This is a genomic window from uncultured Bacteroides sp. (assembly GCF_905207245.1).
GTDB lineage: Bacteria > Bacteroidota > Bacteroidia > Bacteroidales > Bacteroidaceae > Bacteroides.
In genome coordinates this window covers 24,101-42,928 of the sequence record NZ_CAJLKP010000054.1, presented here as the reverse complement: position 1 = coordinate 42,928, position 18,828 = coordinate 24,101, and the positions used below count along the sequence as shown (strand labels likewise).

Here is an 18,828-nt window from a genome sequence, read left to right as displayed (position 1 = left end):
CACGCAGGCGTATCTGGTGAAACTGCTGGTACCGAAACGCCTGCGTGCCATCAAAATGACGTCGAAGAAAGCTCCGAAGAATTATGACGCCAAAGTGAAACTGGCGTTCTCGGCTGTACTTTGTGCGGTGCTGTGCTTCCTGTTTCCGGTGGCTTCGCCGTTGTTCTTCTCACTATTTCTGGGGGTAGCAGTGCGCGAATCGGGAATGAAGCATATCTATGATTTTGTTAGCGGCCCTCTGCTGTATGGCTCTACCTTCATGCTCGGTTTGTTGCTGGGTGTGCTTTGTGATGCGCACTTGTTGCTCGACCCGAAGATACTGAAACTGTTAGTATTGGGTATTATAGCACTGTTATTCTCCGGCATAGGTGGCATCATGGGCGGATATATCATGTACTTCATTAAGAAAGGAAATTATAACCCGGTAATCGGGATTGCGGCGGTCAGTTGCGTACCCACTACGGCAAAGGTGGCACAGAAGTTGGTGAGTAAAGATAATCCGGATTCGTTCATCCTGGGGGATGCTTTAGGAGCTAATATTTCGGGAGTTATCACGTCGGCTATCATTACAGGTATTTATATTACGATTATTCCATATCTATAAAAGGACAAATGAAGCAAATTCAGTTGACAAGGAAACGAGTTGACAAGAGACAAGGGGCTGCGCTATGTCTGTAAGCGAATAATGATTCGCCCGGCTACCACGTCGCAATGCCTCGTTCCCTTGTCAACTCGTCCCCTCGTCAATTGAATCAAACGATAAAAAAGAATCCGTGCAATCTGTGTAACCCGCATCTATTATTATTATCTTTGGGCAGACGAACCTCAACAAACGAATAATACGTATGAAAAAGCCCGATTCTAATCTGAAACGAGTGTCGCTACTGACCTCATCGTTACTATGCAGTGCCCTTCTGATAGCCGTCCCCCTTCGAAAAGAACTGAATGAAGGATGGAAGTTCAAGCAAGCCAGACTAAGCAACTGGTATCCCGCCACCGTACCCGGAGTGGTGCACACCGACCTGATGGACAACAAAATCATTGAAGACCCTTTCTTCCGCCTCAACGAGCGCGGCATGCAATGGATTGACAAAGAAGACTGGATATACCAGACCACCTTCCAGCTCACCCCCGAAATGATGGGAAGGGAAAACATCGACCTCATCTTCAAAGGACTGGATACGTATGCCGACGTATACCTGAATGAAAAGAAAATACTGGAAGCCAACAACATGTTCCGCGAATGGAAAACCAGCATCAAACCCGACCTGAAACCCGGTGAGAACATACTGAAAATCTATTTCCACTCCCCCATTAAAGTGGATATTCCCAAATGGGACGCTCTGCCTTACCAGTATGAGGCTGGTAACGACCAGTCCGAAAACGGCGGAGTATTCAATAAGAAAGTCAGCGTATTTGCCCGCAAAGCAGGTTATCACTACGGATGGGACTGGGGTCCCCGCCTCGTCACCTCCGGCATCTGGCGACCTGTATATGTGGAAGCCTGGGATAATGCCCGAATCAACGATGTCTTCATCCGCCAGCCGGAAGTCAGCAAAAGCCGCGCATCCCTTATCGGAGAAGTGGAGATACTGGCAGACAAGGAGATAGACCAGGCAAACGTCACCATCACCGAAGCCGCTTCCGGCAGGGTGCTGGCGGGGCAAGCCATTTCCCTGCAAAAGGGCATCAACAAGATTTCCCTACCCTTCTCCATCAAGAATCCGAAACTATGGTGGAGCAACGGACTGGGCGAACAACATCTGTACAGTTTCCGCACAGCCCTCACCGTCAATAATCAGACATCCGATGTACGGACAGAAGAAGTGGGCCTACGCTCACTCAAAATCATCAATCGTCCGGATAAGGACGGAAAGACTTTCTATGTGGAACTGAATGGCATCCCTGTGTTTGCCAAAGGTGCCAACTACATCCCGCAGGATAACTTCCTGCCGCGCGTCACACCGGAACAATACGAAAAGACTATCCTCGACGCAGCCAACGCCAACATGAACATGCTCCGCATCTGGGGCGGCGGCACTTACGAGAGCGACCTCTTCTACCGGCTCTGCGACCGCTACGGCATCCTCGTTTGGCAAGACTTCATGTTTGCGTGCAGCCTCTACCCTGCCGAAGGGGAGCTTTTGGAAAACATCCGCCAGGAAGCCATCGACAACGTGAAACGGCTCCGCAATCATGCCTGCATCGCCCTCTGGTGCGGCAACAACGAATGTAACGACGCTTGGTTCAACTGGGGCTGGCAGAAGCGGTATAAAGCGCAGAACCCCGAATACGAACAGAAAATCTGGAAACAGTTTAACGACCAGTACAACGTCACACTCCCCCAAGTGGTAGAAGAGTATGCTCCCGAAAGCTTCTACTGGCCTTCTTCCCCCTTCGCCCGCTATGATGGCGGCAGCGACGACCGCAACGGTGACCGCCACTACTGGGAAGTGTGGCACGGCAAGAAGCCGATTGATATGTATAATAAGGAGAGAAGCCGTTTCTTTAGCGAATACGGTTTCCAGTCCTTCCCCGAATTTGAATCGGTGAAACGCTATGCGCCGCGTCAGGAGGATTGGGACATCTATTCGGAAGTCATGATGTCGCACCAGCGGGGAGGCATGCACGCCAACGAGTTGATTGAAACCTATCTGCTGAACGAATACCGCAAGCCCAGAAACTTCGAAGCATTTCTTTATATGAACCATGTGTTGCAAGGCGACGCCATCAAAACCGCCATCGAAGCGCACCGCCGGGATATGCCTTACTGTATGGGAACGCTCTTCTGGCAGCATAACGATTGCTGGCCCGTGGCTTCCTGGGCAAGTCGCGACTATTATGGTCGCTGGAAAGCGCAGCATTACTTCGCCCGCAAAGCCTACCGGGACATCCTTGTATCTCCCATAGCCGATGAAGACGGGCAGTTGAAGGTTCAGATTGTTTCCGACCGCCACAAGGTTTGCAACGGTAGGCTTGAGGTAAAAGTTATGAAGCTGACGGGGGAAGTTCTCAACAGCTACAAACGGAATGTGAAAGTGGATGCCAATAGCAGCAAGGCGCTTTTCTCCGTTCCACTGGATGAAGTCCTGAAAGGAGCACGCAAAGAAGACGTCTTCATCCATGCCGTCCTCCTGACGGATAAAGGGAATAGCAACTATACCAACAACTACTTCCTGGTGAAGCAAAAAGAGGTAAACTATCCCAAGGCCCAACTTGCAACCAGTGTACAGCCCATTGAAGGAGGTTTTGAGGTAACGCTTAGCAGTGATAACTTCGCCCGTGCCGTCTTCATTGCTACCGGAGACGCAAACAGCTCGTTCAGCGACAACTATTTCGATATACTTCCCGGAAGTTCAGTTAAGGTGGAAGTCTACACAGACTTACCGCTGGCAACGTTTGAAAAACAATTGAAGGTAATGTCTCTGAGCGATGAATACTAAGACACGCAAATGAGTAGTTGGATTTGATTCAATATCTATTCTTCCTTCTTTCCATGCAAATACACCGAGGGTGAAACACCGAACTGTTGCTTGAAACAACGACTGAAATAAAGTGGATCGCTGATGCCTACTTTATAGGAGATTTCGCTCACATTATAATTACCTTCCGATAGCAATTCAGCAGCCTTCTTCAATCGGAAAAGCCGAAGGTAATCGTTCGGAGTATAGCCTGTCAGCCCTCGTACTTTCTTGTAGAAGAGGGTACGCCCCAGCTTCATCCGTGCAGCAAAATCTTCCATGGAAAATTCGGCATTACCCAGTTCCTTGTTTATCACAGCTTGAAGCTTATCAAGGAACTGTTTGTCTTTATCCGAAGCATAAACAGCAGCGTGCTCCGCACCCGGTTCATTGAGGAACTTCTCACGAAGCATTTCACGTTGCTTTATTAACTGGAAGATACGTGCCAGTAGCAGTTTAAGACTGAAAGGTTTAGTGACGTAAGCGTCTGCACCACTCTCTACGCCTTCCAGTTTATTCTCGGTGGTGCCCATTGCTGTCAGTAAGATAATAGGGATATGACTGGTACTGAATTCATTTTTCAGTTTACGGGTTACCTCATAGCCATTCATACCAGGCATCAGGACATCGCAGATAATGAGGTCAGCATCATACGTGCGTGCCCGTTCAAATCCCAATGTACCATCCGCCTCGGCCACGACTTCAAAATAGACAGAGATTTCACGTTTTAAGAATTCACGGATGTCCGTATCGTCTTCAATGATAAGTATCTTCTTGTGGTTTAGCGGTGCAGAATTCTGCTCTTCATGTAAAGTCGGTAATGCTGATGCAACTTTCGTACTCACTTCTTCCATCTCTGTGCTCACTTCTTCGATTAATGAAGTAGTGACTAAGAAATCTTTCTCACTGTACACAGCACTGTCCAAAGGCAAAGTAACAGTAAATACTGAGCCGCCGCCCTCATTCTCCGTATAGCCAATAGTTCCTTTATGAACTTTGACCAATTCGTGCGTAAGATGCAACCCAATGCCCATACTATCATTAGAAAAACTACTCTGCATGAAACGGGAGAAAAGTTGAGAACGCTTCTCTTTGGGAATACCTACACCTGTATCTGCTACAGAGAAAAACAGTTTGCCGATAGCCTGTTCCACTTGTACGATGCAGGTTATCTTACCGCCCGCAGGTGTATATTTAAAAGCATTCGATATCAGATTATAGACAATTTTATCCAGTTTTCCTTTGTCTATGAACATGGAATAAGAGTTGACGGATGGGGTAAATACAAATTCCATCTCTTTAGTCTCCGCTGTCTCACGGAAACTCTGAAAGATGTCGTGCAGGAAGACTACAACATCCGTTTCTTCCAAAGAAAGAGACAATTTATTGTTCTGCATCTTTCTGAACCCCAACAATTGATTGACAAGCCTCATCAAGCGCTGCGTACTCTTATCCATGATTTTGATGGGATAAGCTAACTCTTTGGACCTCTTTCCCGAAGCTTCTATCTTCTCCAAAGCACTTTGTATCAAGGTGAGTGGGGTGCGAAACTCATGCGAGATGTTGGTGAAAAAGATTAGTTTATATTCAGTCAGTTGTTTTTCGAGCTGAATGCGTGTCCTCAAAGTATTGAAATTATGTACCAACCTGAAAGTGATATACAAAGCAATGCAAATCAAAATAACATAAACCATATATGCCCAGATAGTCTTCCAGAAAGGGGGAGCAATCACAATTTGCAATACCGTTTCTTCCGTTCCCCATACGCCGGAAGCATTACATGCCTTTACGTGCAATTGATAACTCCCGGGAGACAGATTCTTGTAGGCTGCAAAATTCAGTGAAGAAGGCGTACTCCAATCTTTATCAAAAGGAGTCAGTTGATAGATGTATTTAGCATCATTACCCATAGAGTAGTCGAAAGTAGAGAATTCGATACTGAACGAATTCTGAAAGTATTGCAACTCAATGCCGTTTGTATAACTCAATGCGGTGGTTAACGGAGAATCCACATCACCGGGACGAACAGAAATACCGTTTATCTTTAAATCGGTCAGTACAATCGGCGAAACAATGCGCTGTGACTGTATCATCTGTGGATTGATTACTACCAAACCATGATTGGTGCCAAACAGCAGCCTCCCGTCTTTGGTGGTGCAGGCACTACTTTCCAAGTAGACATTGCCGGGCATTACAGCCGAGAAGAAGAAGTTATCGAAAGTCCGTGTAGCAGGATCGAAACAAGACATACCGTACTCAGTGCCGAGCCATATCTTCCCTTCAATATCTTCTACGATGGATTGTACCACATTATTCACCAACCCATTATTCGTATCGTAATACTGAAACGAAAGGTTCTTGTAGTCCTGCCCCGGGGAACACAAGGCAAAACCTGTTCCTGTGGTAGCAATCCATATACAACCTTTACTGTCACAGAAGACATTGCGTATTTCGTTGCTACGCAGTTTGCCGTTATCAAAATTGTAGGTGTAGTAACTCTTGGAGTTTTCAATCAAAGAATCGGGATGGAATACATAGACACCATTGTTTGTGCCTACCCACATCCAATTGTTTTTATCGGCGGTGATAGTCCGCACTTGCTTCTTGCTGTAGCTACCCGCCAGGAAGTGACGGAAGATATAACTGTTATTTACAGGAATAGCCAGGTCGAGTCCACCTCCGAAAGTACCTATCCACATACGCCCTTTAAAGTCACGGAAAACATCATAGATATGATTATAGGCTAACGAGTTCGCATCTTTGGGTTGATTCGTATACCATTTTCCATCGATACTCAAGCCATCTCCACGAGTTGCCATCCACAGTTTCCTTTCATGATCTTCGGCTATGGCAAACACGCTCAGATTATAGTTCTTCTTATCAAGTAGTTGCAGATTAGTATCATAATGGAATAATCCGCCACGACGGTTTCCTACCCAGATATCTCCATTCTCGGTACAAGTAACCATACGTATGGTATTAGAACGGTCTACGAGCGTATCATTCTCAGGATAAATGCGGGTTGCACCTTCATTGAGTACCGATAGCAAGGCAATGCCCGAATATTCGGAACCCAGCCAGATGTTGCCCGTTCTATCTCCCATGATATAAAGAATGAAATCGGAGTTTATCTGGTTGAATCGCTCAACATGATACGTATAATGGGTCATTTCATCCGTCTTGGGATTATAAACAAACAATCCGTTACCATAAGTAGATATCCATATCAGTCCGCGTGCATCCTGCACCACCCAAAAACGTTCGTCAGCTACCAATTGCGCTTTCTCATAAGACATTAGCCGGAAGTTCTTTAGTTCCCGCGTACGGATATTCAAGTAGTTAACTTCGCCGGTTCCATTCGATATCCAAAGGTTATCGAGGTTATCCCTTATGCATCGTCCCAGAGGTAGGTTCAGTGAAGGATCATCTACCAATCGACCTTCGGACATCCGAAAGACAGCTCCGCCTTTCGGAGAAAAGATTACCCAATCGTCCTGAACAAGGCTATGTTCGTAAACTTTGGCAGGAGAGATTCCCCAAGGAAGTTGGGCTACCAAACGGAGACCTTTCCCGCGTGTTTTCTCATAAATCTGTCCGTTGGAAGCGAGGAAGAAATTTTTCTTCGCATAAGCGACGGCCGCCACAAAAGAAAGTTCTTTCTTGAATAGTTGGGTTTGGTTTCCAGCTACCCATACCAGTCCGGCCTGCGTACAAATCCAGACACTGCCCTGTTCATCTTCATGGACGTAGTTGACTGAATCGGAAAAGAGCTTGCCATTCTTTCTATTAAAGATTACCGAACTAAAATGCCCATCTTTATAAGTTATCTTCCTACAACCGTTTTTCTCGTTATGCCATAACCAAATATCGCCTGTAGAGGTTTCCAGTTTCCGTTTATACTCTTGCTTGTACTCGCCGCAACCGGTATAATCCACAAAGCAATCGCGCTTCAAGTCATAGCAACTGAATATTTCGGGAGAAGTAAATATCCACAAGAAACCGTTTCTATCTTCTGTGATAACTTTCACATGATGATCTGCCAAGGATATTTCATCGCCTATACCCGGACGAAAAGTAACGAATGAATGCCCGTCATAACGACTCAATCCATCCAAAGTACCCATCCATACGAATCCTTTACTATCTTGGAACAGATAACGCACCGAGTTATTGGCAAGCCCCTCATTGGTGGTGATGAAAATAGAACGAACGTCTACGGAGGCAAATGCATTCAGTGTCAAGAGAGAAAGGAGGACTATACAAAGGAGAAAGAAACGTGTTTTCATAATGGAGCGGAAATTATTACCACACAAAAGTACGATAAAAAATGGAATCGGGAAATCATTGTTTAGAGAAAACCAAGGCTACCGCACCAAAAGACATTTATTCATAGTCTTCCAACTTCCATTCATCTTTCCACTCTATCATCGGTACGCCATCTTTCACTACTACTGGCAGAAATACATATGTAGCCTTATATACATCTTGGTTAGGATTAACGAGCGTATAAAATCTATCAGCCACTTTCGGTGTCTCAAAATCCTTGGGATAAGGACGATGGTCCTTATATCGGTTCAAAAACGACTGCCAGTCTTTCTTCGGTATGTCTGTTTTATTAGTATGCGGTTGCCAACGATCAGCCATAACTACATAAAGGTTCTTTCCTGGAATCTTTATCACACTTGTAATCTGCGAACAGAAAGAATGTGCATATTCGTCGCCAATGTGCGGATCGCCCAACACAGTGTATTTACCATGATAATCATCGAACACTGCCACCTCCGAAGGATTTGGAGTATAACTTGTTGTCCCTGAAGTATAAATATAATGTTTACCATTCATTACAAAATGTGCCGCCGCCTCACGCGTAAACGGTGGAACCTTTCCTACAAAATGTTCTGAGTACCGACCATTTACATTAGTATAGTCATCAGAAAGTTCAGCACATATCTGTTCCCAATGCGGACGCTCAAACCAAACATAACCTTTTCCTGTTTCGGGATCAGCATACATATCAAAATCCCCCACAGCAAAACCGTTAGGCTTCAAGTTGCGGACAAAATGATACGGTCCCATAAAACGTTCAGCTTCAAGAATGGTAAAATAGCCATCATTACTTTGCGATTTCAGCCAGCATACATATTTACCGGTTTTGGCACAATAAAGAATATGCGGTCGTTCCAATTTCTGGCAATGATGCAAAGGCGAATGTAGTTCGGTATCTGGTTCGATTATCCTTCCTTCGTCCTTCCAGTTATAAAAGTCGGTGGATGAGTAACAACGCACTCCACCAAACATACGGTTAGTTCCAAACAGTGTATGGGTCTTGTCTTCTCCATACCAATAGTATTTACCGTCACGGAAAGTCACCTGAAATCCATGTGCCTGAATAGGTTTACCTTCAGTATCAAGCCACACCTCGCCAGGGCGGATAGATTGATAGTTTACTGGAGCAAGCGGATAAGTCTGCACATTCAGATAGCGGCATTCCCCTCCCGCCTTTTCTATCTTCACCGGACTGTCTGTAGCTACATTGCTGAAGCCGAAAAAAGAGGCGTAATCGCAATTGTCAATGCACATCACGGTGTCGCTACTTTCTACCCTTACATCCTTCATGGAGAATTTCGTGGCATCGCGCACCCTGCCTATCTGGTTACAGCGTGCCTTGACATTGCCAAAAAAGAAGTTTTTCACAGGTATTTCCGGAAGTCCCGACACATCCACCAGTGTACTGCATCCGGTTATCTCCACATCGTGAATGGAAATATTGGCAAACCACGGCGTAAGCGGCGTTACCGCACGGGCTGGATAGCGCTGTGCCAACTCGCCCACCCAACGGGCAGAGCCGAGCATGTCGCAATATAAAGCCTGTCTTTTCACATTGGCCAGCACTCGTTCCACATAGACATTTTCTACAAATCCTCCTCGTGGGCGACGGGTCTTGAAACGGAAAGCCTGGTCGGTCCCTTCGAAAACGCAATCGCACATATATACGTTTCTCACCCCACCGGCAATCTCGGTGCCGCACACAATGCCGCCCGCACCCCGCAGTGCTATACTTTTACGTATAACGACATTACGGGTGAGGCGATTCACCTTCAATCCGTCCTCGCCCCGACCCGACTTCATAGTGTAGCAATCATCCTGACAATCAAGCGAGCAATATTCTATCAGCACATCACTGCTCGAATCAATATCAATGCCATCGGTACGTCCGTGCCCGAAGCTGTTCACCGTAACACCGCGGATGACAACGTGCTCGCAATATTGCGGTACGATATTCCAATACAGACCTTGTTCGAATGTGATACCTTCTAGGAACACGTTTTTACAATGGATGGGAGCAAACGTCTTAGGTAGAAACACACCTTTACCCTCTTTCCCATTGTAAATGCGCCCGGCAAGCGGCTTTTTCATTGCCTCTTCGCTAGACATTCCCTCGTTGCATTTGTATATTTCGCAATCTGTAGACGGACCGATTACTTTTCCCTTTCCGGTCAATGCGATGTTCTCCTGCCCGTTGGCATAGAAACAAGCTCCCAAAGAATATACCTCCACACCCTCATCACGTGTGAAGACAGCCGGGAGATAGTCTGCTATGTGACCGCTGAAATGCAATTCTGTTCCCTCCGAGAGATGTAGATTTACGTTGCTCTTCAAAGTAATGCGCCCCGTCTGCCATATGCCGGCAGGAATCACTACTGTACCTCCGCCCTGGCAACTTGTCTTGTCAATAGCTTCTTGGATATTTTTAGTGGACATTCCTTCCCGTTCCATACTTACCTGTACGGTACGTTCAGGGAAAACAGGTCGCTGAAATGCAGGCATAGCGAACGGTGCTTCAACAGGTTCTATGGCGTTAGGCATATTTTTCGGTCCAACCTCACCTATTGTCAACAATGCTATACCACAAATGATACTTGTTAATGACATAAACTTAATTATTTATTTGGTTAATATATTCCAACTTTATCAACCAAACTCGCCCTATGGAGTTTAAACTATCAAAACGAAGGATAGAATGAGAGAACTTTTCCCATACCTATTCCATAGTAGTCACATCGACCCCAGAGCGAGATGGCAAACAAGAGTTTACAGATAATGGCAGCATTCGATAAGCCTGCTAATCATAGTTTATTCATTGTTTTCTCAATAAAAAAACTATTAATTATTCAACTCAATTTACTTATACGCTTCATTCTGCTTATATAATCCTTCTTTCACCTTCATTTGTGCTTCCGGTATAGGATAAATGTACATATTATCTTTCACGTTTTGAGCAAACGCCAGGATATCAGCATTAACCTGCCCTGTCTCCTCATTGGTTGCATAACGTGTATACATATCACGTATCGCCTGCAAGTTATTATGACGCACTAAATCGTGCCAGCGAATACCTTCGAAAGCCAGTTCCAGACGACGTTCCCGCTCCACATACTTTTGGAATTCTGCATCCGGACAAGCTGGGATAGCATCCATACCTGCTCTAGTGCGAATACGGTTCACCATATTCAAGCCTTCCGTAGTAGGCCCGACAATTTCGGCATACATCAACATGACATCTTCCAATCGGATAATGGGATGATTGATAGGCCAATCGTTATAGTCAACTATAGAGTTGTCAATATCACTATAACCTAACTGAGTACGCTTCATCTTGTGTTCCAGAAATTTTATAAAGAAATCGCCACCTGTATACTTAACGGGAGTAGCCCCATCTGTATTTACAAATTTAGTGGTGTCAATAGTCGCCAAACAACGAGTATCCATCTTCTTATTGTACGTTTTCTGGAACTCATCACTTAACTGGCGTTCGCAATAGATATGATTACCGAAGATGCGAACAATTGTATAAGCGGAATATAAACCGGGGCAAGCTTCGAATATCATTCGGTTACCCAGACCGAGACCTCCATTCTGGTATTGTATCTCAAAAATATGATATTTATTGTCATTGTCGCTAATCCAGATACGCTTCCACTCTTCGCTATCTTTTGCCCAATACTTTTTATTTGCATCAGCATAGTCAATAACTTCCTTAAACAAAGATCTTGCCAGGTCCTTCTTCGAACCATCATTCAACGGAAAACCGGCCATCGTTAAGTAAACCCTACCCAATAATGCTTTTGCAGCTATTTGGGTAGCATGTCCTTCAACCGCTTTTCCTAAATAGTTCTTAGGAGAATTATTCAGATTGGCGCATGCAAACTCCAGATCGGGAATAATCACCTGTTCGTAAACCTCTTTAGCTTCGGACTGGGGAAGAGCCAATGCTTCAGCCTGCGAGATAGTCTTTGTAACTATCGGAATATGCTCCCAATAACGAACCAGATCAAAATAAGCCAAAGCACGGAGAAAATGAACTTCAGCCATATACTGCTTCTTGATATCTTCGTTTGCAAAACTGATGTTCTCCACTTTCTCAAGGAAAGTATTAGCGTCGGAAACCAGTTTATAATAATCATCCCACGCATTACTCAACATCGACAGATTAGCTATGTTCTTCTCGAATCTGCCAATAGAGGAAAAGTCACGCTGAGCACCATCATTCTCTTTATAAGTATTGTCGGAACGAACTTCGGACAACATCAGAGAGTATAACGACATGGGAAGAAGATCATGATAAACACCTGTCAATGCTTGGTCTGCCTGACCTTCTGTCTTATAAAAGGTATCTGTTGTTTGTGTATTTCTTGATTCCACATCCAAGAAATCGCTACAGGAAGTAAACGACAAAGTCGCTACAATGGAAAGCCCTACTATATATTTAATCATTTTCATAACTGTATCTATTTATCATATTAAAAAGTTAAGTTCACACCCAATGAGAAAGTTCTGGCTTGAGGATAAGCACCATAATCATAATCGCCGCCCGAGCCGCCATTATTGGATTCGGGAGAATAGCCACCATCATATTTATCCCACATATACACATTCTCAATTGAAGCATATACACGAGCGTAACTGAAATATCTGCGCACAGGGATCTGATAGCCCAATGTTATATTCTTAATCTTGATAAAGTCCGAATCATAAAGCCAGCGTGTGTCATAAAGCGTACTGGTAGTTGAAGAAAATATGCTCGGCGTCTTGCCATCACCCGGTTCTGCTTCCGAACGCCACATGTTTCTCCAACGGCCCAAAGCATTGGCGCTCGCTCCCATTCCCGGACGGTCGATGGCACGACCCAGCAAGCCATACACCTGACCACCCGTCTGTCCGGTTACCAAAACGGATAAATCAAAATTCTTATATTTGAATGTGTTCGTTATACCAAAGGTCAAGTCGGGAGAAGGTTTTCCTACATAAGTCCTGTCCCGCTCATCAATCACACCGTTCCTATCGACGTCTTCATAGCGAACGTCACCCACTTTCTGTCCTTTCATCTTGGCAACTTTAGGATCGTCTATTTCAGACTGCTTCTGATATACTCCGACAGCCTTATACATATAGAACTCCTTCAACGAATGACCTACCTGCAAGACTTGCGTATTGGAATAACCTGTATACACAGTAGCGTTATCAGCACCCAAACTAAGGATTTCATTTTTATTCAGGCCCAAATTCAAAGAAGTAGACCAATTGAAACGGCCGACCATATTTTGGGTTGTCAATTCCACTTCAAAGCCTTTATTCTCAAGGCTACCGATATTTCCCCATGCATTAGAATATCCCAAGATAGAAGGAACTGCTACTTTGTACAATAAGTCCTTCGTACGTTTTACATAATAATCGGCCGACAGATAAATTCGATTATTGAACAGCCCCAAGTCAAAAGCTACATTCCAGCTATGTGTTTTCTCCCAACCCAAATCAGGATTTGCAACAGAAGTGGGAGAAAAACCGGAACTTAAAGAGCCATTGAATGCATAATTAGCATTGCCCAAAGCACTAAGAGCCGCATTAGACGGAATAGAGTTATTACCATTCATACCCCAGCTTCCACGAAGTTTCAAAGAATTGATTACGAAATCTTCCGGCCAGAATGCCTCATTGGAAACACGCCATGCAGCTGATACCGCCGGGAACCATCCCCAACGATTATTCTGACCAAACTTGGAAGAACCGTCGCGGCGCAAACTGGCAGTAAGCAAATAACGATCGGCATAGTCGTACTGCACACGTCCGAAGTAAGACAACAAACGGACGGGTGTAGATAAATCGGCTTTAGCACCAGTGATGGTGGTATACGACATATCGAATACTTCCAACGAGTTATTAGGGAATTGTTTTGCTTTCAATGAAGAAGACGAACCTTTGGATTCTTCCATAGAGTAGCCCAACATGGCACCTACTGTATGCTTTCCAAACACTTGATTATAGTGCAGCAAAGCCTGAAACATGATGTTGTTCTCTTTCTCATTGCTTCTGGCGGCAGTAGTTTGTACACCTTCGCCCTGATTCCAGTTCTTCGTTACGGAACTTGGAACAAAAGAACGGTTTTCTTTATCATAATAGTTCCACGAACCGGTTACTTCGGCTTTGAATCCCTTACCTAAATCGGCCTGCAAGTAAGCGGAAGTGTTGATACGAACCATATCAGTAGCATTGGTCGATTCTTCCATATAAGCCACCGGGCTGACTGCACCACCCGCCCACATGTATCTTTCGTAAGGCTCGGCACCGGTATAAATTCCCGCTTCAGCCTCAGCAACAGGAGCTGCTGACAGAGTGATATGCGACTGGGAATCTTTTCCGTCTACACGACCACCATTAGCCCAGGAAACAGTAGGGGCAATAATCAAACCAACTTTGATACGATCCGATAATTGCGATTCGATATTGGTACGCAAGTTTAAACGGCTGAAATCAGTTCCGGTAGCAATACCTTGTTGATCCAGGTAGCCCACAGAAAAACGGTAATTGGTCTTATCAGTACCACCCGATACTGAAACCTGATAATCCTGCATCAGAGCCGTACGGTAGAACTCATCCTGCCAGTCAATCAGCCTTAAACCGCCATAATTAGGTTCCGACCATCTGGGATCAAGCATACTATTATAGTCTACTCCTCCAATAATTGCCTTACGGGTGTCCCAATCATCATTGATCGTAGCACCTTTACCAGCATACTTCTGAACATAGTTCGTATTATTATAATATGATTTAAAATCAATCCACTCTTCGGAAGAGAGAATATCCATCTTCCGTTCCATCTGTTGCAGACCTACATTTGCAGAGAATTCAACTTTAACCTTGCCTTCTTTACCCTTCTTAGTGGTAACCAGCACAACTCCATTTGCGCCACGTGAACCATAGATGGCAGATGAAGATGCATCTTTCAAGACTTCAATCGACTCGATATCACTGGGATTCAAGCTATTCAGATTATCAACGGGAATTCCATCCACTACATAAAGCGGATCAGAGTCAGCATTGATAGAAGCTGCCCCACGTACGCGAATCTGAATATCCTTGCCCGGTTCGCCCGAAGTAGTACGGATTTCAACACCGGCCATCTGCCCTTGCAAGGCCGAAGACACATCTGAAATAGGACGGTCACCCAATTTCTCAGAGTTCACCTTTGCAATAGAGCCGGTTACGCTTCCTTTCTTCTGAACTCCATAACCGATAGCAACTACTTCGTTCAGAACGATTGATGATTCTTTCAAGATCACTTTTACCTGATTATTCTGAGGGATAGTAACGATGGCAGTTTCGTAACCGATAAACGAGATTTCCAATGTCTTGGCGGTGTTGGGAACAGATAAGGAAAAGTTCCCGTCAATATCAGTAATCGTTCCATTAGCAGTTCCTTTTGCCATTACATTAGCACCAATGATAGATTCACCTGTAGAATCTAAAACAGTACCGGTGACAGTCTTATTCTGTGCGAATGCACTGAGGGTCGTCGCTAAACTTAAAATAAACAGGAACGCTAACTTAAGCGACATGCAACGAACGTTCCTTTCCTTTTCTTTTTTGTTTTTCATTGTTCTAAAATCAAAGTTTAATTATAGTAATACTAAATTCCAATTTCGCTTCGTATCAGATTTCTTTAATGGTTATTTTCAGCTATCACTTTGGCTTGCCGAAGTGACACTGCAAATGTAGAGAGCCCTTCAAACTCCTAAAAGGATAATATTCCGTTTATATGGATTATTTTCCATTAAGGCATCTCACGAATATCCACACCTTGCATCCCACTATGCTAAGACATGGACAATCTTCCATTCTTATGGACATTCATCCAATCATTTTGTAGCAGAAAAAAATAAGGCATAAGTTTGTATCAAACTTAAATGTTGATAATCTGAAATTACTATATCTTATACATATATACCATGAATTTACGACGTATTTTATCATTCATCCTACTGATTGCTGCCCTCCGACTATCTGCCCAAGAGCAGGTAAGCTTGAACGGCACGTGGGATTTTGCATTAGCCAAGACAGGAGAAGAAGCCCTACGTTTAGAGAACTTCCATGCTCCCGAGTTTACAAACAATGACTTCAAGCCCGTTCCCGTTCCATCAAACTGGGCTGTACTGGGGTACGAAGAACCCGTTTACCGCGGATTCAAAGAAGACATAGCCAGTGAAGGTTTCTATTTGCATACCTTCACCGTTCCCAAAGATTGGAATGAGAAGCGAGTGTTGTTGCACTTCGGCGGAGTATGGTCATCAGCCGAAGTATGGTTGAATGGGCAATACTTGGGTCGTCATGACAGCGGTTATACCTCTTTTTCCTTTAATGCTACGGGCAAGTTAAAGACAGACAGTATCAATCGGCTTGCCGTCCGTGTAAGACAAGTGACAAGGGAGTATAAGTTCGATGTCTTTGATGACTGGACATTGGGGGGCATCTATCGGGATGTCACACTCGAAGCCATGCCCGCCAAACGTTGGATTGATAACGTAGTGGCACAAACCACCTTCGACAACTACTTCAAAGATGCCGACCTCAAAGTGCGTGTGATGGTCAGTGACAAGCATAAGAACACGCTTCCGGGCAATTATCCAAGTCCAGGAGAGCCTTATAATCTCCGTTTCACGCTCTCCGACAAGGAAGGACAAGAAGTTGCCAGCCAGCAGATTACCATTCCTGCACATACTTCGACCGACCGTGAGACTGATTTTACCTTGCGCATACTGTCTCCTCTACACTGGACGGCAGAAACTCCCAATCTCTACAACCTCCGCATCGATCTGCTGGAGAAAGGCCAAGTAGCACATACACGAACCGAACGGATCGGTTTCCGACAGATATCAACCACCGGAGGGGTATTCCGCATCAACGGTCAGGCAGTGAAACTCCGTGGCGTAAACCGTCACGATGAGCACCCGGACGTAGGCAGAGCCACCACCCGTGCTCACTGGCTACAGGATATCACACTGATGAAAGCAGCCAATATTAACTATATCCGACTCTCGCATTACACTCCCGCTAAAGGTTTCATCGAACTATGCGATGAAATGGGCATGTATGTAGGCAATGAAATTTCACTGGGAGGTGCGGGTAATCTGATGTACGATCCCTCATTCTCCAATGCCGTGCTGCAACGTTCTTACGAAACCGTTGTACGCGATATCAACAGCCCTTCCGTCATCTACTGGTCTATTGGCAATGAAGACCCGTTGACTACATTGCACATGGCTTCGGTAAAGTATGTGAAAGCACTTGACCCTACCCGACCTGTCCTGCTACCCTGGCGTCACGAAGAATGGTTGCCCAAAGAGGTTGATATCCTTGCCCCTCATTACTGGAAAGACCGTGAATACGACCAACTGGCAAGCCATTCCGACCGTCCGATTATCTCTACCGAATACACCCATGCCTATGGCGTAGATGGTTTCGGTGGACTGGAAGCCCGTTGGAAAGCATTGACCAAGCATCCGGCAGGAACCGGAGCCGCCATTTGGATGTGGGCAGACCAAGGAATCAAGACTCCGGTAGCCAAAGCCAAGTACTCGGAAGATGACATCAGCCAAGGCGACAAGTATCTGCGCATCGACTATGCCGGATGGGATGGTATCGTAGATTCTTACCGCAATCTGACGAGAGATTATCTGGAAACTAAAGCTGTTTATGCCCAGGTTTATCCGGCTATAGACAAGATGTATTTCGTTCCCGGCCAGGATTCTATACGCATTCCCATTCAGAATGACTTTGACTTCACAGATCTTAATACCGTGAAAATTAACTGGTCTATATGGGAAGACGGACAAGAACTATCTTCAGGCAACAGTTCTATCAATGGTCAGCCGCATGCTACATCAGCACTCAAACTGCCCATCAGCAAACTGAAAACCATACAGCCGGGAAAAACATACTTCATCCGATTTATCTTCACCCGTGCAGACGGATCGGAGATTACCCGCGAAGCTGTTGAACTTTGTCCTCAGGCAGAACAAATAGTACAGGCTGTATCTAACGGGAAATTAATAGTAAGCAAAGACAAAGAATCAGTTATAGTTGCAACCAATGATATACGTTACATATTCAACCCTCGAACCGGGCAATTGGCCTCTGCCGATATTCAAGGGAAGCAAATGATTACAGACTTGCGTCCCGTCATATGGCGTACCCTTGACCGTAGCGAAACTTCCGCTTTCGGAAAAGAGAATGTGCGGAAAGCTGTCGATCTCAATAAATATACCCAGTCTGTAAAATCCTGGAAGATAGAAGAAAGTGAAAGCAACGTAGTAATTAAAACAGAGGTAAATTATACCGTGGATACAAACAATCGCTTCACCACCACCTATCGTTATACCATTGGAGCAGACGGCCGCTTAGATGTCAGCTATCAGATCCTGACTAATGTAGCCATACCCTGGCTACCTATAGTAGGTATGGCTGTTCAATCTGCTTCCGAACTCAACCAACTGCATTGGTTAGGACTCGGTCCCTGTGACGCTTATCCCAATAAACAGGCAGCCCCAATTCTCGGTCTATGGGGAGGAAAAGCCGGCAGTACAGAAACAACAGGGATAAAGGCTACCCGTTGGGTAGAACGTACGGGTGCTATAGGCTGTCTGCGCATTGCAAGTATCGGGTATATGGAACACAATGCATCAAGGCCCGAAACTATGTATATCCTATCCGGTGTATTCGCCCGTCCGGAAAAGGGACGCAAGGCAGAAGAATCTGTCCCGCAATTGAGCACGGATACAGGTAAGCCTTTCGTTGGCGAGTTCAGTATTACATTAAGAGCTAATCAGAAGTAATTCCTTTACTTCACTCTTATTGGAATATCCCGCTTCATTATCATCCCAATACAACAACAAAGATTCAAATAAGATAGGTTGAAAACTATACTTTGCCTTATTGTTTTTATCCTTTTGCCAGTAACAAAACTTCGTCCTCCACTTGCGGGACGTACAGTTTCCAATCGGGAGCTGCACGGCCCGCAAGTGGAAACCGGACA

The 18,828-nt window shown here is 45.0% G+C and carries 7 protein-coding genes; 3 read left to right on the top strand and 4 right to left on the bottom strand.

All coding sequences use genetic code 11. The features are described from left to right. Together QZ135_RS16025 and QZ135_RS16020 are read left to right on the top strand one after the other, a co-directional pair. A partial coding sequence (locus QZ135_RS16025) for a sodium ion-translocating decarboxylase subunit beta (protein WP_294611438.1) occupies positions 1-604 on the top strand: 604 nt, incomplete at its 5' end. A 241-nt stretch (positions 605-845) separates the two neighbouring features. After that, positions 846-3,443, top strand: a complete 2,598-nt coding sequence (locus tag QZ135_RS16020; RefSeq protein ID WP_294611435.1) for a glycoside hydrolase family 2 protein — start codon at positions 846-848, stop codon at positions 3,441-3,443. Positions 3,444-3,478: 35 nt separating this feature from the next. On the opposite strand, the gene QZ135_RS16015 is transcribed toward QZ135_RS16020, so the two are convergent. The 4 genes from QZ135_RS16015 to QZ135_RS16000 form a co-directional block, all read right to left on the bottom strand. Continuing rightward, positions 3,479-7,747 carry a hybrid sensor histidine kinase/response regulator transcription factor gene (locus QZ135_RS16015; protein ID WP_294611432.1) on the bottom strand — a complete coding sequence of 1,423 codons (4,269 nt, stop codon included), beginning with the start codon at positions 7,745-7,747 and terminating at the stop codon, positions 3,479-3,481. A 97-nt stretch (positions 7,748-7,844) separates the two neighbouring features. Next, positions 7,845-10,394, bottom strand: coding sequence for a glycosyl hydrolase family 28 protein (locus QZ135_RS16010; RefSeq protein ID WP_294611429.1), 2,550 nt, complete (start codon positions 10,392-10,394; stop codon positions 7,845-7,847). 249 nt (positions 10,395-10,643) lie between these two features. Continuing rightward, positions 10,644-12,242, bottom strand: a complete 1,599-nt coding sequence (locus QZ135_RS16005) for a RagB/SusD family nutrient uptake outer membrane protein (protein ID WP_294611426.1) — start codon at positions 12,240-12,242, stop codon at positions 10,644-10,646. Between the two features lie 20 nt (positions 12,243-12,262). After that, a complete protein-coding gene (locus QZ135_RS16000; protein ID WP_294611423.1) occupies positions 12,263-15,394 on the bottom strand; it encodes a TonB-dependent receptor in 3,132 nt (1,043 codons plus the stop codon). Positions 15,395-15,745: 351 nt separating this feature from the next. On the opposite strand from QZ135_RS16000, the gene QZ135_RS15995 reads away from it, so the two are divergent. Continuing rightward, entirely contained in the window at positions 15,746-18,628 is a 2,883-nt protein-coding gene (locus tag QZ135_RS15995; protein WP_294611420.1) for a glycoside hydrolase family 2 TIM barrel-domain containing protein, read from the top strand. The last annotated feature ends 200 nt before the right edge of the window (positions 18,629-18,828 follow it).